Source organism: Ferdinandcohnia sp. QZ13 (assembly GCF_031324165.1).
Taxonomy (GTDB): Bacteria; Bacillota; Bacilli; order Bacillales; family Bacillaceae_L; genus Ferdinandcohnia.
The window spans coordinates 18,833-38,777 of sequence record NZ_JAVIVW010000003.1 but is presented as its reverse complement, the minus strand read 5'-3'; the positions used below and the strand labels follow the sequence as shown (position 1 = coordinate 38,777).

Annotated in this window: 18 protein-coding genes and 2 tRNA genes; 2 read left to right on the top strand and 18 right to left on the bottom strand. The window is 38.8% G+C overall.

The features are described from left to right. Positions 1 to 11: 11 nt before the first annotated feature. Positions 12 to 2,498, bottom strand: coding sequence for a stage II sporulation protein E (gene spoIIE, locus RGU12_RS13405; RefSeq protein ID WP_309536561.1), 2,487 nt, complete (start codon positions 2,496 to 2,498; stop codon positions 12 to 14). Between the two features lie 341 nt (positions 2,499 to 2,839). Between spoIIE and RGU12_RS13400 the strand changes: the two genes are divergently transcribed. Both RGU12_RS13400 and RGU12_RS13395 read left to right on the top strand, forming a co-directional pair. Beyond that, positions 2,840 to 2,916, top strand: a tRNA-Met gene (locus RGU12_RS13400). A 9-nt stretch (positions 2,917 to 2,925) separates the two neighbouring features. Continuing rightward, positions 2,926 to 2,997, top strand: a tRNA-Glu gene (locus tag RGU12_RS13395). Between the two features lie 169 nt (positions 2,998 to 3,166). On the opposite strand, the gene RGU12_RS13390 is transcribed toward RGU12_RS13395, so the two are convergent. The 17 genes from RGU12_RS13390 to purR form a co-directional block, all read right to left on the bottom strand. Further along, positions 3,167 to 3,598: a S1 domain-containing RNA-binding protein gene (locus RGU12_RS13390; protein ID WP_309536560.1), complete on the bottom strand. Its 432-nt coding sequence runs from the start codon at positions 3,596 to 3,598 to the stop codon at positions 3,167 to 3,169. Positions 3,599 to 3,679: 81 nt separating this feature from the next. Further along, the gene (locus tag RGU12_RS13385) at positions 3,680 to 4,054 is read right to left on the bottom strand and encodes an FtsB family cell division protein (RefSeq protein WP_116354405.1); all 375 of its coding nucleotides are present in this window, start codon (positions 4,052 to 4,054) and stop codon (positions 3,680 to 3,682) included. Positions 4,055 to 4,069: 15 nt separating this feature from the next. After that, entirely contained in the window at positions 4,070 to 4,705 is a 636-nt protein-coding gene (gene yabQ, locus RGU12_RS13380; RefSeq protein WP_309536559.1) for a spore cortex biosynthesis protein YabQ, read from the bottom strand. Further along, entirely contained in the window at positions 4,702 to 5,007 is a 306-nt protein-coding gene (yabP, locus tag RGU12_RS13375; protein ID WP_116354407.1) for a sporulation protein YabP, read from the bottom strand. The genes yabQ and yabP overlap by 4 nt, the downstream gene beginning before the upstream one ends. 107 nt (positions 5,008 to 5,114) lie before the next feature. Then, entirely contained in the window at positions 5,115 to 5,375 is a 261-nt protein-coding gene (locus RGU12_RS13370; protein ID WP_116354408.1) for an RNA-binding S4 domain-containing protein, read from the bottom strand. Between the two features lie 218 nt (positions 5,376 to 5,593). After that, positions 5,594 to 7,042, bottom strand: coding sequence for a bifunctional methyltransferase/pyrophosphohydrolase YabN (yabN, locus tag RGU12_RS13365; protein ID WP_309536558.1), 1,449 nt, complete (start codon positions 7,040 to 7,042; stop codon positions 5,594 to 5,596). Further along, complete coding sequence (locus tag RGU12_RS13360; RefSeq protein WP_309536557.1) at positions 7,039 to 8,664, bottom strand: putative polysaccharide biosynthesis protein; 1,626 nt, start codon at positions 8,662 to 8,664, stop codon at positions 7,039 to 7,041. The genes yabN and RGU12_RS13360 overlap by 4 nt, the downstream gene beginning before the upstream one ends. A gap of 367 nt (positions 8,665 to 9,031) precedes the next feature. Then, the gene (spoVT, locus tag RGU12_RS13355) at positions 9,032 to 9,568 is read right to left on the bottom strand and encodes a stage V sporulation protein T (RefSeq protein ID WP_309536556.1); all 537 of its coding nucleotides are present in this window, start codon (positions 9,566 to 9,568) and stop codon (positions 9,032 to 9,034) included. Positions 9,569 to 9,800: 232 nt separating this feature from the next. After that, on the bottom strand, positions 9,801 to 13,337 hold the full coding sequence (mfd, locus tag RGU12_RS13350; RefSeq protein ID WP_309536555.1) for a transcription-repair coupling factor: 3,537 nt from the start codon (positions 13,335 to 13,337) through the stop codon (positions 9,801 to 9,803). Between the two features lie 126 nt (positions 13,338 to 13,463). After that, entirely contained in the window at positions 13,464 to 13,694 is a 231-nt protein-coding gene (fin, locus tag RGU12_RS13345) for an anti-sigma-F factor Fin (protein ID WP_309536554.1), read from the bottom strand. A gap of 219 nt (positions 13,695 to 13,913) precedes the next feature. Next, the gene (gene pth / locus RGU12_RS13340) at positions 13,914 to 14,480 is read right to left on the bottom strand and encodes an aminoacyl-tRNA hydrolase (protein ID WP_116354414.1); all 567 of its coding nucleotides are present in this window, start codon (positions 14,478 to 14,480) and stop codon (positions 13,914 to 13,916) included. 102 nt (positions 14,481 to 14,582) lie between these two features. Beyond that, positions 14,583 to 15,212: a 50S ribosomal protein L25/general stress protein Ctc gene (locus RGU12_RS13335; protein ID WP_309536553.1), complete on the bottom strand. Its 630-nt coding sequence runs from the start codon at positions 15,210 to 15,212 to the stop codon at positions 14,583 to 14,585. A gap of 113 nt (positions 15,213 to 15,325) precedes the next feature. Beyond that, the gene (locus RGU12_RS13330; protein WP_116354416.1) at positions 15,326 to 16,279 is read right to left on the bottom strand and encodes a ribose-phosphate diphosphokinase; all 954 of its coding nucleotides are present in this window, start codon (positions 16,277 to 16,279) and stop codon (positions 15,326 to 15,328) included. An 18-nt stretch (positions 16,280 to 16,297) separates the two neighbouring features. Next, positions 16,298 to 17,677 (bottom strand): bifunctional UDP-N-acetylglucosamine diphosphorylase/glucosamine-1-phosphate N-acetyltransferase GlmU, encoded by a 1,380-nt coding sequence (gene glmU / locus RGU12_RS13325; RefSeq protein WP_309536552.1) that lies wholly within the window; start codon positions 17,675 to 17,677, stop codon positions 16,298 to 16,300. 380 nt (positions 17,678 to 18,057) lie between these two features. Further along, entirely contained in the window at positions 18,058 to 18,348 is a 291-nt protein-coding gene (gene spoVG / locus RGU12_RS13320) for a septation regulator SpoVG (RefSeq protein ID WP_010285377.1), read from the bottom strand. 142 nt (positions 18,349 to 18,490) lie between these two features. Next, positions 18,491 to 18,865 carry a RidA family protein gene (locus RGU12_RS13315; RefSeq protein WP_116354418.1) on the bottom strand — a complete coding sequence of 125 codons (375 nt, stop codon included), beginning with the start codon at positions 18,863 to 18,865 and terminating at the stop codon, positions 18,491 to 18,493. Next, positions 18,862 to 19,722: a pur operon repressor gene (gene purR / locus RGU12_RS13310; RefSeq protein ID WP_309536551.1), complete on the bottom strand. Its 861-nt coding sequence runs from the start codon at positions 19,720 to 19,722 to the stop codon at positions 18,862 to 18,864. The genes RGU12_RS13315 and purR overlap by 4 nt, the downstream gene beginning before the upstream one ends. Positions 19,723 to 19,945: the final 223 nt, after the last annotated feature.

Below are 19,945 nucleotides of genomic sequence, written 5' to 3'. Positions count from 1 at the left end.
TTTTAATAGAATCAAATTGCCTTCCTTTTCGTTTTATGATACCCGTACGCAGGGATGGCTGCCCATTTTGGTGTATTATGATTAATCTTTGTCACAACAACAGTCATATCATCTTCAATTTGACCAGATCTTGTGCGAATGACCTCCTCCATAATGAGATCCGCTACCTCTTGAGGATCTTTTGTCTGAATCTCATTGATTTTACGTTTCATCCACATATCATAGTTTTCAACATGCTTTGGCCCTTCGAAAATCCCATCACTCATCATGATTAATAGGTCTCCTGCCTTCAATTGTTCATCAACTACCTCCACTTCAAAGTCTTCAATGATTCCCATCGGTAGATTACTTGCCTGTATTTTACTAATCTTATCTCCTCTCTTAATATAACTTGGCGTAGAGCCTATTTTTAAGAACTTCGCACTTGCATCCTGTAAGTCAATTACTGCTAAATCGAGCGTCGAGAAAATCTCATCTGTTGTACGTAAGGAGAGAATGGAGTTAACGGATTTAATCGCCACCTTCTCTTCAATGCCTGATTGAAGAATCTTCTTTAACAACTCCAAGGTTTCATTGCTTTCATAGTGGGCTCGTTCACCATTCCCCATTCCGTCACTAATGGCAACCGCATGTTTTCCAACGCCTAACTCAATTGTTGAATAGCTGTCCCCTGATACTAATCCGCCTCCCTTAGCAGCGTGAGCGACACCTGTTTCAATGACATATGCCTTTGCCGAACCAAGTGTCACATGACAATACCCATTTGGATAGGCTGAGCATTCTTCATTTTTCACGAGAATGGTTTCCTCCAAAATATCCGATAGCATCGGCGCAATTAATTTTTCACACTCCCCACTTCCATTGCAATATGGAATACTCAATTCAATATCTACATTTCCTTGTTCCACACTGTAAATTTCTACATGCCCAATTTGAATACCAAACGACTGCAACGCATCTAGGATTTGTTCTTCCAATACATGATGGTTTTCACCTTCACGTTGAATTTCCTTGGCAAAATCACTCATGACCTGGGAAACGCCTAATAATTGTTCTGCTACTAGTTTTCGACTCTCCTTTACTTGTTTTTTTAGTTTTTGGTTTGCCTGATAATAGGTCAGCTCCTGTTCAATGGCATCGATTACTTTTTTCGAGCGTACACAATGCTTGTCCCAGTCTCTTGTAAGCTTGTGGTTGTACTGAAGCGAATTTGTATCACATCCATGCATAATATCTTTCATATAGTCATATGTTTTATTAAAGTTCTTGGACCAACACGCCTCCTTTTTAAAACACGATTGACAGGTCTTTTCTGTTACATTGCTTAAAAACAGATCGACTTCACGGTCTTTGTCCTCTTCATCAATGGGGTACCCATATTCCGAAAAACTATTGGATAAAGCCTCAAAAACTGTTGAAAACTGTGAAACTCGATTTGCCGTTACATCGCGAACTTTACGTAAATATTGCTGCTGTTCTGCATGATGCTCAGGTGTTCCTGGAATATTTTTAGCCACTTTACTTATTAAACTCCTAGGCGTTAATAAAAATAAGAGAATGGCTACAACAGATTCATATAATGTAGGAATGATTTGACTTGCACCTTCTCCGTAAAGGCCAATTAAAAGCGTTCCTACAATGAGACCAAGTGCAACTCCGCCTTTTTTGCCTTCTTTTAGAAGACCGCCTAATAATCCAGAAAAGGCAAGAAGACTCATTTGGTACAAGCTCGTTACATTGGCTAAACTTAAAATAAGTCCGGTTACAACTCCTACGGTTGATCCAATCGTTGCACCTGCAACAAATGCAAACAAGAGGACAACATATCTTGAGAGTATATTGGAAATGGACATCTCATAAACGAGCCATCCCATGGTACCTGTTAACACAGAGGCAATTAAGATAATCAAACAAATAACTTCTTCTGTTTTAAAGGATTGTCTCCTTCGTCTCTCTGTTAACAATGGTACGCTTTGTAGGAAAATTAAGGTTAAAATAAAGGCTAAGCCGGATCCGACACCAAGCATTACTCCGTCATGGACGGTGACTGTTCCTTGAGTAACATAGAGAACACTTACCTTCGCAATGGCGGATGCAATTAACACCAGAACTGGTAATGCTTTGATTAGATCTACTTTAAACCTTTGAAGAACTTTATAGATTACTAGAAAAAAGGAAATTGATAGAAATGTAAAAACAGTGACATCTGCTGAAAGGGTAAATGATCCCGCGATAACAGCTGCCATCGCAAGTCCAGCTTTTCCTTTTTTCATCATAAATACGCTTGCGAAAAATGGTAATGCAAAGGGGGTTAATTCATTCAGGATGAGGGCCCGCCCTAATAAAAATCCAACGACTACTAGTAAAAGCCCTTTTAGTAGAAATAGATTTACAAGCTTAGCTTGAAAACGATGAAACCATCTGGACAAAGTGTCCTGTGTTTTTCCAATGTCTACCTCTGCGATTGGTCCGCTCAGATTTCTCTCTATTCTTTCCATATATAAACACTCCCCGTATTTAATAGTTGTCTGTTATTATACAGTTGCAAGAATTCGTATTTTGTCAAAACAACAGAAGCGAAAAAGAAAAACATTCGACTGCTTGTCCAGTTTTCCAACAAAATAAATGTCATATGGCGAATTTTAGAATTGTAATTTGATAGGTTTGCCAAAAATTTCATAAGTTTGTTGTGTATATAGTGCGAATTTTTGTATTTTTTACCTTCCATACAAAATATATTGACGAACGAATAGACAGAAGGTATTATATTACTTGTGCTTACTTACTAGAGTTTGAGACAGAGATTGTCGAACACTTTTTTATTGCATTTTTTATCCATGGCGGTGTAGCTCAGCTGGCTAGAGCGTACGGTTCATACCCGTGAGGTCGGGGGTTCGATCCCCTCCGCCGCTACCATAATTTAAAGGCCCGTTGGTCAAGCGGTTAAGACACCGCCCTTTCACGGCGGTAACACGGGTTCGAATCCCGTACGGGTCATACGAACGTGCGAGTAAAACAAATGTTTTATTCGCACTTTTTTTGTGCCCATTTTAGATAGCCTTTTTACTTTTACCTTTTTGTTCTTCATCTGTATTAAAAAACAGCACACAAAAAAGCACCCGAACTCGGGTGCTTTATCTATATATATTTAAGCTACAGCAGCAGGTTATCCTCTTCTCGCTCCACGCCCACCACGTTTTGACTCAGTGTGACGCTTTAAGGAAGATAGACGATCTTCACTGTCCTTCAGAAAGCGATTCATTTTTTGTTCAAAGCTTTCAGTTTTGTTTTGATTACGTTGGTCGTTTCTGTTATTGCGTGGACCATTGTGTCGTGGACGTTGTGGTTGTTGTTGTTGTTGTGTTTCTTTTGCTTTTTTAATGGATAAACCAATTTTTCCATCTTTCTCAACATTGATAACCTTGACCTCAACTTGGTCGCCAACTTTTAAATGCTCATTAATATCTTTAACATAATTGTCAGCAACCTCACTAATATGGACAAGACCAGTTGAGCCCTCTGGCAGCTCCACAAACGCTCCGAAATTCGTAATACCTGTTACCTTCCCTTGAACCTTGCTGCCTACTTCGATTGACATAAAAAAAATGCTCCTCCTTAAATTTGAAAAAAAATCAATTTATTATATTATACATAATTTAAAAATCAAGTGTCAATAAGACTAAGACCCATCCCCAACTTTAAAGATGATTTCTCCTTCCTTAGATAGAAAATAATCCCTGCGAATTATTTTTTCGATATACTCATCACTGTTGAGTTTTACGACTTCCTCTTCAAGAAGAACTTGCTCATCTTTTAATGCGGTGAGCTGCTCTTGTAATTGTTCCTTTTTAGCAGCCTTTTCATTCATCGTCTTATGTTGGGATACAACCATTGAAATGAGCCCATAGGAAATAATGACAACCAAAACGAAAAAGGCAATCAATCTTCTAATCAAGCCTTTTCGTTTGATTTGAATGGCTTCTTCTTGTTGCTTATATTTTTCCATATAGGTCGATTGTAATTGTGTTACATTTTTCTTTCGTACTGCACTCATTGTAGAGAATGCCTCCTATTGTTTCCTTATCTTCTTCCACCATTTTATCAATATAGGTTTGATATTCTCTACCTTTTTCAAAAATCCTGCACATTTTCGAAAAATCTTTTCAACATTTTTCGTAACAGCGGATGGCAACAGCCTCCAGATCATGATTCCAATCCACTTTAGTGGGGCAAAACAAATTTTAACGATTATCCAGCAGATCTTAAGAAGGAGTCTCCCAAATACCAAAAGTACATTGAATATCCCCAAAAGAATCACAATAATAAGCTGATAGAGCATTTTTATAGGTCGAACGATGAGAAACTCTCCAGTTCGAAGTAAAAATTCATAAAAGCGTATAATAGCTTGAATAATACGTTCTAGTATCCTCACATACATTGTTTTTAAGAGGCTTTGGTATGCGGCGAATCCACATAATATCGCGATAAAGACATAAAATCGCAATTCACCCTCATTTACCAACAAAAGCGTGTAAAAGAACAACAGGCCTTGTACAATCCAAAACAGAATGTCATTGATAAAAACGAAGAAATACTTTCGTCTTGAACGTTTTAAAAAACGTTGATACGTATCAAGAGAGGCTCCTAGCCAACCCCCCATGCAAATCATTGCGAGTAATGTGTAAAACTGGGTTGACAAGGTCATCTAAATAACTTGCTAAAGAACCCTTTAGCCTTCTCCGTGGAGTGTTCGTCCAAATAGCTAATATCATAGACCCTTCCTTTGATTGAAACGATGCCTTTTTCCACATCTAGATTTTTCATTTGCAGATTTTGGCCACGAATTGCTAGGAAGCCCATAACGGTTTCAAGTAAAAACTCCTCATTATCAAAGCTTTCTACCTGTTTTACACCTGTTATGTCAAGAAGCTTGCGACTTCTCATGATCACATCATGCTCTTGTACGGTTCCTCTATTAGATGGTGTTCCATCATGATATTGGTTCATCTTTTAACCCCCACATTCATACTTTGGTAAAATAACCAATGGTTTAATAGTAAAATGTATGAATTTGTGGTGGAATTTAGAACAAGCCTTACTGAGATTATCGAATATTAAGCTTCTACTTTTTCCTCTTTCACTACAGAGTAAAGCTTATTGGCATCTTCTTTTTTTGTTGTTTCTTGAAGATCCTCAATTTTAACAGTTACAATTTTCTGGCCAAAACGGATGGTTAACTCATCCCCGATTTTCACATTGCTGCTTGCTTTTGCAGCTAGGCCATTAATCAAGATTCTCCCCTGATCTGCAACCTCTTTTGCTAGAGTACGCCTCTTAATTAATCGGGAAACCTTCAAAAATTTATCTAGTCGCATCTACCTTCACCTCTTTCTATCAAATGGACCTTGGCATATTTGCGCCTGATTTTTAGCCCCACAGGAAGTGGCGTTCTTAGTCTTCGTTCACTTTATCGGGCATTTACTGGTAGTTGCCATCCTAGAGGGCTTAATACCAGTTAATGGGGGAAAACTTCCTTTGAAAAATCATGGCATCCGCCAGAGGCTCTATAACTTTATTCAGAAGGAACTCCTACTTATAGTCCGCTTTGTTTGGCTTTCTCCCAGATGGCATCGAGTTGTTCAAGGCTTTGCTCTTCAAACGTTAACCCTTGTCTTCTGAGTTCTTCTTCTATAAATTGAAAACGTCTTGCGAACTTCTGATTGGTCATCGCAAGTGCTTCTTCTGGGTCAAATTTATAAAACCTCGCGATATTGGCTAAAGCAAATAGGATATCGCCGAATTCTTGAACAGCATCTCCTTTTTCTTTCCCAGCTACCGCTTCCTTGTATTCTTGTATTTCTTCAAAAACCTTTTCCCACATAGGTTCGACAGCATCCCAGTCAAATCCTACCTTGGCAGCCTTTTTTTGATACTGAACGGCCTTCATTAAACCTGGCAAACCCTTTGTAACTTCGTCTAAAATTGACTTTTCTTCAGCAACATTGCCTTTTTCCATTCGTTTAATTTGCTCCCAATTGGTCACGACTTCCTCTGCTGTATCAGCTGATACTTCTCCAAATACATGCGGGTGTCTTCGAATCATTTTTTCAGAAATTCCACGAATGACACCATCAATGGTAAACATTCCTTCATCCTCACCAATTTGGGCGTGAAGGAGAATTTGAAGAAGCACATCCCCTAGCTCTTCTGCTAAATGGTCATCATCTTCACTGTCAATTGCATCAAGAACCTCATAGGCTTCCTCTAGCAAATATTTTTTTAACGATTCATGGGTTTGTTTTTGATCCCACGGACATCCGCCAGGGCCTCTTAACGCTGCAATAATTCTTCTAAACGTACGAAAATCATGGTAAAGCAACTCTTCCTCTTTCACAGGCGGGACATAGACGCTTGTCAGATTATTCACTTCTCCCCCTCTATCTAATTCATATAGAGGAACTTTCGTGATTTTTTCATCTTTACTACCCGCTGCAGTTACGATATACACTTCATACTCATCAGGTAATTGCTCCATTAATGTTAACTTCACATTTGATGCAATGTATTGGTCATACACCTGACAAATGATGAGATGCTGGGTAAGCTGTAGTTCATCTTTTTCAAAGGATAAGGCATCAAGGAACTGAAACCCTTCGATTGGATCAATCTTCAACGACCCCAATAACGGGTCAATAAAGCTTTGGCCACCCTCAATTTGAACCTCGAGGTTTTCGTCTTCAAGTAAAAGTTGAGTTGTCTTTTCTGCTACCATTGGATGTCCCGGTACGGCATAGACAATATCCTTTGTTTTCGCTTCATCTTTTAAAATTGCAACAATTTCATCATAAACTGACTCAAACTGCTCATGTTTTTCGTAAATCTCATCGAACGATTGATAGGAAATTCCCTCTGCTTCTAATTCCTTAATGACAGGATGCTCCTTCGTCCGAAGAAACAAATGTTCCGTTGCTAAAAGTTTACGATAGATCCCGAGTGGGAGTTGTGATAAATCCCCCGCTCCTAATCCGATAACTGTAATCATATTCTTTTCCCTCCCTTAAGTAACCTAATAAAAAAGGTTCCTTTTGATCCTATTGGGATTTCTGAGAGCTCTACTTTCGTAAATACGCTCCCTCTTAAAATAAAAAATAGATAGGTCAACCCTCCGATAAAAACAGAGGATAATGCTTCAAAGCTTGCAAATGTTCGGGTTTCTCCTAGTACCGGGAAAAGGTGATGCAAGACCCAAGAATAACAAAAAATAACGAACGCCATTGCACCTGTTGCAAAAAGGACATGATAAGCAAATGTCCAATTGCCCAGTACCCCTGGTAGCTTCCTTTTTACGATCATCATTTGTATAACTGCAATTACCCCAAAAGCAAACAAAGTTGCAACGGCTGCCCCACTTGTTTCATATGTAGGGATAAGTAGCAGATTAAGAATCCATTTTAAGAGCATTCCACCTATAATGACGATGGCAGGTATAAAAGGGTGACCTAGCCCTTGTAAAATCGCAGTAATGGATTGCGATAATGTCGTAAATAAAATTGAAAAACCGAAGACCATTAGGACATTTGTTCCATAGTCATTTCGAAATAGCATAATATTTGTTGGCTCAAGGACACAAGCAAGCCCTACCGCCGCCCCAAGTCCCACAACAACACTTAAACGGAACGTTAAATCGACCTTTTTTTGAATAAAGGCCATATCGTTTCTTGCCTTTGCACTTGCGATTAGTGGGACAAGTGATAACGCCAAGGATGTAGCCACTATTGTTCCAAGCTGAAGCAAAGGCTGACCTCTATCATAAATTCCTTTTACCTGTTTTGCCGCCTCCTCATCCATTCCACCGGAAACTAACAAGGAATACACAGTGAAGGAGTCGACCAACTGAAAAAGAATTAACAATAACGCACTGATACAAATCGTCATTCCTTGAGTGAAAAGGATTTTGACAATCTCCATTGTGTGAATGGAAGCTTTTTTGTAGAGTCGTTTTTGATCGACTTTCTTCCTTTTGAGTAAATAAAACAACAGTACGGATATTGCTGCAACCCCACCTGTAACTGAACCAAATATCGCCCCCGCTCCTGCCTCATATACTCCATAGCCATAATCCAAGAGAATAAATGACATGAGCAGAATGGTGACAATGCGAATCAATTGTTCTGTTACTTGTGAAACGGCTGTTGGAATCATATTCTTATGCCCCTGAAAATACCCACGAAAGATAGAAATAAACGGCAGGAGTAAAAAGGAAAAGGAAATCACCTTTATTAGGGATGAAAGCTCTTTGTCACCCATCCAGCCGGCAACCACATCTGCCCCCCAATATAAAAAACTAAATAGGACAATCCCCATTCCGAGTAATGTCAGTAAAGTGATATAAAGTATTTTCACAACTGATGCTTCATCCTGTTGTTCCAACTTCTCTGCAAGAAGCTTTGAAATAATCACTGGAAATCCATATGTCGAAAACACGAGGACAATTCCGTAAATCGGATATGCCTGTTGATATATGTAAAAGCCGATATCCCCCGCAATATTTTGATATGGGATTCGGTAGCCTGCACTTAGTATCTTGGTGATCAAACCTGCAAGGGTAAGGATAAATGCCCCTTCCCAAATTTGTTTTGACCGCTCTGCGGATTGGACGTCCATCGCCCATCTCCTTCCCTCAAATCAAATACACCTTGGCGTATTTGCGCCCAGATTTTTTAGGCCCACACGAGGTGGGTTGCAAAGACGTTGCCATAGGATGTGGCGTTGTTAGTCTTTGATCTTATGCGCGAAAAGCTACCTTTGAAAATCTGTGGCATCCGCCGGAGGATTTTAACATTATTCAACTTGGTTTAAATCACTACCCAAGTTTTATTCACTTCTTAAAAATAATTGACTATTACTGAACAAAGTTAAATAATTTCCAGTGTATTATAACATACTTAATGTTCTACGTTAGACAATTCCTTCCTAACGGAAGAAAAGGCAGCTACGATAGCTACCTTTTCCATCTATTCATGCTTTTATATTACTGTTCCATTTGACGCGCTAGGAATCCAGCTGCAGTTTCGACTGCTTTTTGTTCTACTTCTCCAAGCGACTTTTCTTTTGATAAAATCACAACTGCACCGATTGGATCTCCGTTTGCAATGATTGGACCGATTGTATATGATGAGATTGTTTCATCAGCACCTTCAACAATGGATACCTGACGTTCTTCTGTTTCTAAAATAGAGGATCTATCCTCCATCGCTTTTTCGACTAGCTCACTAATATTTTTATTTAAGTATTCTTTTTTGGAGCCTCCTGCAACCGCAATAAATGCATCACGGTCACAAATAAGTACTTGATGCCCAAGGCTGTCAAAAAGAGCCTCTGCATATTCCTTTGCAAAATCGCTTAGTTCACTAATCGGAGAATATTTCTTTAAAATGACCTCACCATCTCGATCAACGAAAATCTCTAATGGATCTCCTTCTCTAATACGTAACGTTCTCCGGATTTCTTTTGGGATAACTACTCGACCTAAATCATCAATTCGACGAACAATTCCAGTTGCCTTCATTCTTATGATGCCTCACTTTCATCTGATGATTAAAGAATAGTGGTGATTAATGTACAATTTGTCTGGATTTGAATAAATCACCATTTGTTGTTGAGTTTAGTATCTTACACCATCAGAGTTCTATTCACGATGATCGTGATTTTTCATCAGAGGGAAAATTAACCATACGTCAGAACTATTGGTCACTCAGACTTTGGTATTATTCGTCAAATTGTTTTGCTAGGCCAATGAGTTAAACCGCATTTACATTTTCTTTTTTCACATCTTGTAATCCTTTAACCATATCATGGATTATACCTAGCCATTGGTTTACATCTAGTCCTTTTGTTTGGATGACAATTTTTAATTTACTGCCTTCCATCCCAAGACCGACCATTCGGCCAAATGTATTCCCTAATTTAAAGATCTTTCCACCATCAATGTGACTGCTTGCTTCTTCAGATAAAAGAATTGTAATCTCCTGTTTAACCTGTTTAATTGAGATGACTTGCTCTGCTAATGCATACACCTTTATTTGGGCTATCTTAAATAGATAGTCCACCTCAACCGGGTATTCACCAAAACGATCAACCATCTCTTCTTGAAGTTCTTCTACATCCTCCATTGAAGAGATACCTCTAAATCGCTTATACATATCAATTTTTTGGCGACCGTCTGAAATGTATGCATCTGGAATATACGCATCCACTTCAACGTCAATTTCCACACTCGTTTGTTTTACAGCTGCCGGATCCCCCTTACGTTCCTCAATTGCCTCTTTCAGCATTTGTGAGTAAAGGTCAAATCCAACAGAATCTATAAACCCGTGCTGTTGGGCTCCTAAAATATTTCCTGCACCACGAATTGATAAGTCGCGCATCGCGATTTTAAATCCTGAACCGAGTTCTGTAAATTCCTTGATTGCTTGTAGTCGTTTTTCGGCGACTTCATTCAATACCTTATCCTTCCGGTACGTAAAATACGCATATGCTACACGATTCGAGCGTCCTACACGACCTCTCAACTGATAAAGCTGAGAAAGACCCATTCGGTCCGCATCCTGAACAATCAATGTATTCACATTTGGTATATCGACACCTGTTTCAATAATAGTTGTCGTCACAAGGACATCATATTGACCATCTAGGAAATTTAAAATCACTGATTCAAGTTCATTCTCGGTCATTCTTCCATGGGCATACGCAATCCTTGCATCAGGAACCAGCATGGAGATTTCTTCTGCCTTTCGCTCGATATCCTCTACACGGTTATATAAAAAGTATACTTGACCATCCCTTGCCATTTCCCGTTCAATCGCTTCTCTTATTAGTTCACCATTGTATTCAACCACATAGGTTTGCACTGGGAATCGATTTTCAGGTGGCGTTTCAATGACAGACAGGTCGCGAACACCTAGCATGGACATGTGAAGCGTCCGTGGGATCGGTGTAGCGGTCAATGTGAGAACATCAATATTCGCTTTTAATTGTTTGATTTTTTCCTTATGTGTTACACCAAAACGTTGTTCTTCATCAATAATTAAAAGACCTAAATCTTTATACGTAATATCTTTAGATAAGAGACGATGTGTACCGACGACAATATCAATTGTTCCTGCTTTTAGCCCTTTCATAACCTCTGTTTGCTGTTTCTTGGAACGGAAACGACTTAATTGTCCAATTGAAATCGGAAAGTCCTGGAACCTTTCACGGATGGTTTCATAATGCTGTTGCGCCAAAATGGTAGTTGGCACTAGGATGGCAACCTGTTTTCCATCCATAATCGCCTTGAATGCTGCACGAATTGCAACCTCTGTCTTTCCATAACCTACATCTCCACAAAGGAGACGGTCCATTGGACGCTCGCGTTCCATATCCTTTTTAATTTCATGGATCGACCTTAGCTGGTCCTCTGTTTCTTGATATTGGAAAGAAGCTTCAAATTCTCTTTGCATTTCTCCATCTGGAGAGAATGCAAATCCCTTACTTGCTTCACGCTCCGCATATAGCTTAATTAAATCTTCCGCAATATCCTGTACCGACGATTCAACTTTCTTCTTAACACGTTTCCAGTCAGTACCACCTAATTTGTAAATCTTCGGTTCCTTGCCTTCAGAGCCAACATACTTTTGTACCTGTTCAATTTGATCTACAGGCACGTAAAGTTTGTCGTTCCCTTGATAGCGAATATGCAAATAATCTTTATGAATTCCATTGATTTCTAATGTTTCAATTCCTAAATACTTTCCAATCCCGTGGTTGATGTGAACAACATGGTCTCCGACATGCAATTCGGAATAGCTTTTGATCCGCTCAGCATTTGAAAGCTTTTGCTTTCGCTTGGACTTTTGCATTTTTTTCTTAAAAAGCTCTTCCTCAGTGATGACTGCGATTCGTTGTAATGGCAATTCAAAACCATCCTGTAAATCTCCAAGCATGATTTGTGCTTTTCCTAGCAAAATATCTCCATCTGTTTTACTAGGAATTGCTTTAATCTCATAGTCAGACAAGACCTGCTCCAGTTTTTTCACCCGCTCCTCATTTGAACCGATGAAAATAACAGAGTAATTCCCTTTTTGCCAGCGTTCAAGCTCTGTTTTTAGAACATGCATTTGACCGTGGAAATTTTGCATCTGTTTACAGGACATATTTAAAATGTTCTGTGGACTCGTATGTGGCACATGTCTTAGAAATAGAGATAAATACACATAAGGATTGGTTGATTGTTGAAGAAGCTTTGTAAACGAATGTGACAGAGTCATATTATGAATAATCTCGCCTTTTGATAATAGACTTATCACCCATTCGGCTTCTTCTTTATCTAGACTTTCTGCCATCTCCTGGATTCTACTAATTTCATCTAACAATACAAGCCCATTTTTAGGTAGATAGTCTAGCAAACTAGCAGGCTGGTCGTAGATAAGAGATAGGTATTTGAACATTTGCTGCAAAGTTTGCCCATTTCTCAATTGTTCAAGTTCGTAAGAAATATTCTCTACAAACAGTTCCTTTACTTTTTCATCCTTAACCTTTTTTAAGCTTTTCGCTAAACCTTCTTCTAATGCACTTGCACCTTTTTTCAAATGTGTGGGCGTCAATAGAATTTCAGTTGCCGGCCCGAGCACAACCGTGTTTATTTTTCCTTGTGAACGCTGATCTTCAAGTGAGAATGTGCGGATTGAATCTATTTCCGTATCAAATAACTCAATCCGTACTGGATTTTCCTCGGTTAACGGGTAGATATCTAGAATTCCACCTCTTACACTATATTCGCCAGGCGCAGATACCATTGACACCCGCTCATAGCCCATAGCAACGAGCTTTTCCAATGTTTCTGACACTTCAATATCGTCACCTACCGTAAATGTCAACTGACTTTCAGTCCATAGTTTTTTAGGTGGAAGAAGCCTTTTTAATCCCGCTATCGGAGCAACAATGACCCCTTTGGATTGATGGCTCCAATAGTTCAACGCTTCGATTCGTTGCCCTTTAAGTTCAGGGCTCGCGATTCCAATTTCTGATGCAATTAATTCATTCACTGGATAGAGGAAAACCTCGTCTTCATCTAAAAGCCCATTTAAATCTTCATAAATTTTTTGAGCCTGAAACAAATTATGTGTTACGACTAAAATTGGTCGTTTTGTTTGCCTATATAAAGCTGCTGTCAACACGGTGCGAGCAGAGCCCGATAAACCAGCAATTAACTGTTCTCGTAAGCCCTCTTCTATTCCATTTATAATTGATTTTAACTCATCATTATTTCCAACATATTGCTGTAGTCCCTTAAGCAACTCGGTTACCCCCTCTCTAAGTTCGTATTGTTTCCTTTGGTTAACCGAACTTAGGAATCTCAAGTCTCTATCTTAAAATAAATAGAAAAACGCTTTGGTGTGTGGGCCAAAGCTCTTTCTATTATTTTATTGAATAAATGATTCATATTGATGAAAATCAGGATTACGGTGTAATGCTTCCTGACAATCCTCACATATTGTCTTCACATGAATGTCCCCATTTGATTGGTATGAAATCATTTCTTGTCGCTCTTGGTCTGTTAATTGATGGAACCCGAGACTTTCGCTATGTAGGGACAAGTTATCAATGCTACCAACCTTCACACCACAATGTCGACAATGGTAATGTAGTGTCATAAGAATCCTCCTCGTGAGATTACGACTCAAAAGTTTACACTTTCTAGTATAAACCGGGAAGAGATTCTTTATTCACAACGACTTACCTTATCATACTATATTATTTCATAATCAAATATGCCTTGGCGTATTTGTGCCCGATTTTTAGCTCGAAAAATTCCCTTTGAAAGATCGTGGCATCCGCCGGAGGCTTTAACGCTACTCAGTAGAATTTTTACTTTACTGAGTAGCGTTAAATTCGTTCATTATCTGTAAAAATGGTGTTGATACCCACTTTTCTGCTGCCTCTGCTGACTTTTGAATGGCATCCTTTATATCTTGTGACTCTTCTGGTTGAAAACGTCCTAGGACATAGTCAGCGATCTTCATGCCATTTGTTGGACGGTTTATCCCAATTCGGATACGTTTAAACTCTTGTGTTCCTAAATGGTTGATAATGGACTTCATGCCATTATGACCACCTGCGCTTCCTTTTTCACGAAGCCTGATTTTTCCCACAGGAAGATCCAACTCATCATAGACAACTAGTATATCATCTACTAGAATATCATAATAATCCATAAGTGGCCTGATACTTTCTCCCGATAAATTCATATATGTAAGAGGCTTTAAAAGTAGAACCTTCTCCCCATTTACTATGCCTTGACCAAACACCCCGTTGAATTTTGCCTTATCTAGCGAGATATGTAATTTACCGGATAGTTCGTCAATAACCTTAAAGCCGACATTATGTCGTGTTTCCTCATACTGCCTTCCTGGATTTCCTAATCCAACAATTAGCTTCATGTTATTTCCCCCATTTTTTCGAATCAAAAAATTAGTGTACCTGTTACAAAAGGACGTAACCGTTTTGGTTACGTCCAACCTTTTTGTCCTTTATTTACTGCTTTACTCAGATTCGTTTGTTTCTCTGCCTTCTAGATTATCTGGTTGGCCAGGCTCTTGTTCTTCACCTGTGCTAATCTCTTCTTCCTGTCTTGGAGCTAGAACAGATGCCACAACCTGTGAAAGGTCTTGATTAATGGTATATTTACCATTCGAATCTATATCCTCGAGTTTAATAACATCCCCAACCCCTAAATGTGTCACATCGACATCAATGGTTTGTGGAATGTCTGTTGGTAGGGCTGAGATCGATATCTGATGAATTGACTGCTGAAGGACTCCACCATCCTTCACACCCACTGCTTCCCCAACTAAATTAAGATTTACGTCAACCGTTACCTCTGTTGACATATTAACAATTTGAAAATCTGCATGAATGACTTCACTTTTAATCGGATCTGTTTGAACATCGTGGAGCATGACTGAATGCTGGTTATTATTTATTGAAAGCTTAATAATCCCGTTTCGCCCAGTTTCCCGAATCGTCTTTAAAAAATCTGTACTACTTACGTAAATTGGCTGACTTTGATTTGGACCATTTAAAATGGCTGGAATATTCCCTGCTTGTCTGATTTTGGTAAGTGTTGAATTTTTATCTTTTACTCGTTCTGTCGCTTCTAAAACTGCAGACATGTTATACCACCATCCTTGGAAGATTTAGTCATATTACTAAATTTCCCCTAAAGATGATGAAGTAAACCTTATTTTTAAAAGAAAAAGCCTCTTTCGCTATTTGCACAGTTGTATTAATCAAATAGGGTACTGACAGATTGTTGCTCGTGAACCCGGATGATTGCTTCACCAATTAATGGAGCTACTGAAAGCTCTTTGATTTTATCAATCTTTTTCTCTTCAGGTAAACGAATCGTATTGGTGACAACCAATTCTTTGATTTTTGAATTTTGTATACGTTCAATCGCCGGCCCTGAAAGAACCGGATGTGTGCAACAAGCATACACTTCTGAAGCGCCGTTTTCGACTAATGCATTTGCAGCTAATGTAATTGTTCCTGCTGTATCGATAATATCATCGATTAGAATTGCGGTTTTACCTTCGATATTCCCCACAATGTTCATGACTTCAGCCACATTTGGTCTTGGTCGGCGCTTATCAATAATCGCAATTGGAGCTTTTAGACGATCCGCCATTTTACGAGCACGGGTAACCCCACCATGGTCAGGAGAAACAACGACAATGTCTTCAAGGTTTTTGCTCTTGAAATAATCTGATAGGATTGGTACACCCATTAGATGGTCAATTAAGATATCAAAAAAGCCTTGGATTTGTGGAGCATGAAGGTCTAATGTAATCACGCGGTCTGCCCCTGCTGTTTCTAATAGATTGGCGATAAGCTTAGCTGTAATTGGCTCACGTGCACGTGCTTTACGGTCCTGTCTTGCATATCCGTAATATGGCATGACGATATTAATCGTTTTTGCAGATGCACGTCTAAGTGCATCAATCATTATCAATACTTCCATGATATGCTCATTTACAGGTGCACTCGTTGATTGGATGACAAAAACATCACATCCACGAATACTTTCTTCAATGTTAATTTGAACTTCTCCATCGCTAAAACGTGTAACTGAGCATTTTCCAAGCTCAACACCAATCGACTTAGCAATTTCCTCAGCCAAAGGTGCATTCGAATTTAAGGAAAACACCTTTAAACTTGAGTCTCGGTATTCTTTAGACATGATCTTACCCGACCTCCATTAGGAATTTTTCTTTTGATTTAGACGTTCTACATAGTTCTCTTTATTAACCTGACGTGCTCTTGCAATGGCGAGGGCGTCGTTTGGCACTTCACTTGTAATGGTTGATCCTGCTGCAACATATGCTCCTTTACCGATCGTTACTGGAGCCACAAGATTTGAATTACAGCCAATAAAGGCATCATCTTCAATTTTCGTTAAAAATTTATTTTTTCCGTCATAGTTTACAGTGATAGAGCCACACCCGATATTTACGTTTGTGCCGACCTCTGCATCCCCAATATAGCTTAAATGTGATGCTTTACTTCCTTCGCCGAAAACAGCCTTTTTCAATTCAACAAAGTTTCCTACCTTTACTTTATCACTGATTTGTGATGCAGGACGGATATGTGCAAATGGTCCAATTGCTACATCATTTCCGATACTACTATCATGCGCAACTGAATGGCGGATTACTGTTCTTTCACCAATTTTACAATTCTTAATTTCTGAATTTGGACCAATCTCACAATCAGATCCAATTTCAACATCTCCAATAATCACTGTTCCTGGGTGTATCACAGTGTCTGATCCAATTTTAGAATCTGCTGAAATGTACGTATTGTCAGGGTCTATGATTGTAACACCGTTTATCATATGTTGTTTATTAATTCTTTGTTTCATTAGCTTTTCCGCCTGTGATAATGCATAACGATCATTTACTCCAAGCGTTTCCTCAAAAGAAGCTGTTTGAAAGGCAGTTACAATTTCACCTTTGTTTTTCAGAATTTCAATCACATCTGGAAGGTAATACTCGCCCTGCACATTATCATTCGAAACATTTGAAAGTGCCTTAAACAAAGCTTCGTTATCGAAACAATATGTACCTGTGTTAATTTCGGCAATCGTACGCTCTTCTTCTGTTGCATCTTTATGTTCAACAATTCGCTCAACATGTCCTTCTACATTGCGGACAATTCTTCCATATCCAGTAGGATCCGCTGCCACAGCTGTTAAAATGGATGCTTTTGCTCCAACACGCTCATGCTGTTCAAGTAAGGCTTCCATTGTTTCCGCTGTAATAAGTGGTGTATCACCACAAACAACCAAGGTTATACCCTTTGCATTTGCCAAGTGATTTGCTGCCTGCATAACCGCATGTGCAGTACCTAATTGCTCTTCTTGAAGGGCATATTCACTTTTATCTCCGATTTGTGCTTTTACTTTTTCCGCTCCATGTCCAACGATTGTCACAAGCTTTTGAAGGGATAGTGTTGAGAGTTGATCCACTACATGCTGTACCATTGGTTTTCCACATACAGGATGTAGAACCTTATAAAGCTTTGATTTCATGCGCGTTCCTTGCCCTGCGGCCAAAATTACGCCATATCGATTTGTCATGTTAGGCCTCCATATCAATTTCGCCTCGGCGATTTTACATCCAGATCGTTTCGAGTAAACTCGAAACGATTCCTTTAAAATCGCATTTATCCGTCGGCGGCTTTCATTATATCCAGTCGAGGTTTAAACCTCGATTAAATAAAATTAACCTTAATATCCATTTCGAATATATCTTAAAAACAGACCATTTTCAAGAAAACTAACGAAAGTACATGATTTTTTTGATTGGAAATTTTTATTTGGGGTTATGTTATTGCGAAGGTACATACACTATGCTTGTTAGTAGGGGATTGTACAGCAAGAAAGATTATAGTTTCTTTTTTTCATAGAAAAAGAGCCTATCATGTATGTAGGCTCTTCGATGTTATATACGTTTATTTTTAAGATGCTCCTGCTTCCTCAAACTCAACCTCAACCTCACCTAAACGATGATACTCAGCTAGTACTGCATCTTGAATCTTTCCACGTGTACTTGAGTTAATTGGATGAGCGATATCCCTAAACTCTCCATCAGGAGTCCGTTTGCTCGGCATAGCAACAAATAAACCATTGTTGCCATCTATTACACGGATGTCATGAACAACAAATTCATGGTCTAACGTAATTGATGCAATCGCTCTCATTCTACCTTCCGTATTAACGCGGCGTAATCTAACGTCTGTCACTTCCATTCTGTTCACCACCTTTATAACTATATAAAAACTTAGTTATTCATATTCAACGGAAAATCGGAATCTCCTGCTAAATATTAAATATTTTTTTAAAAAGATTCATACTTTTTTGTGAATGAACAGAATATTAGTGAAAAAAGTCTTATTTTACAAGTGCAATTACTTCGATTTCAACCAAAACATCCTTAGGAAGTCTTGCTACTTCTACAGTTGAACGAGCTGGTTTATGTCCAGCAAAGAATTCACCATAAATTTCATTTAGTTCTGCGAAGTCATCCATATTTTTGATGAATACGGTTGCTTTTACAACTGTATCTAATGATGCACCTGCTTCAGCCAAGACAGCTTGAAGGTTTTTAAAAACCTGTGCTGTCTGTTCTTTAATTCCTCCGCTCACTAATTCACCAGCCGGTGTTAACGGAATTTGGCCTGAACTGAAAAACATGTTGTTTACAACGATTCCTTGTGAATATGGTCCTATTGCTGCCGGAGCCTGGTTTGTTTGAACTTGTTTCATTCCTCTTCCCCCATCTCATCTTCAATTTCAACTTGCTTTAGGTACGATTCATAATTACCTACTGTTACTTTTATTTGCTTTTCCTTCACATCAACATCTGTTAGCTTTACTAAAGATATGTATTCATCCACAAGTCTCTCTTCGACTCCTTCAGACTCAACGAGAACACCAATCCCTTTTAGGTTTGCATTGAATTCTTCAAGAATACTAACCATACCATTTACAGTACCGCCAGCTTTCATAAAGTCATCAATAATTAAAACATTAGAACCCTCTTTCAAGCTTCTTTTTGCCAATACCATCGTCTGGATTCTCTTTGTTGATCCAGAAACATAATTAATACTTACAGTTGAGCCTTCCGTCACTCGATTACCATGCCTTACTATCACTACAGGCACATCTAGGTAAGATGCTACTGCGTATGCAAGAGGAATTCCCTTTGTTGCAACAGTCATAACAACATCAATCTCATGATTAGAATAAATAGAGGCAAAAACTTTCCCGATTTTATTTACAATTCTCGGATCTCCAAGTATATCCGTTAAATATAAATAACCGCCTGGAAGAAGCCGATCAGGGTTAGCTATAACCTCACAAAGCTCATTAACAACCTCACTTGCTTCTTCTTCCCCAACCATTGGAATAAATTTCACACCACCAGCTGCTCCCGCCACTGTGATTAATGTACCAATTCCCTGTTGCTCAAAGGTCTGTTTGATAATCGCTAAATCTTCACTAATTGAGGATTTCGCAGAATCATACTTTTCAGCAAAATAAGAAAGAGATACAAGATGTTGTGGGTGTAAAAGCAAGTGATTTGTCATATCAACAAGTCTACTACTCCGTCTAAATTTCATGGCTTGCCTCCAAAAACCGAATGTTTTATTGATAATATATCATTAACGTACGTTATAAATCAAATGCACCTTGGCCTATTTGCGCTCGATTTTTATGCCCGCAGGAAGTGGGTCATAAAGACGTTGCCACAGGATGTGGCGTCTCTTGCCTGAGTTGCTTCATTTCTGTTAGGTTTTGAATCGCCAACCGATGTTTTTATCTTTATTTCCCACTCAAAATAAA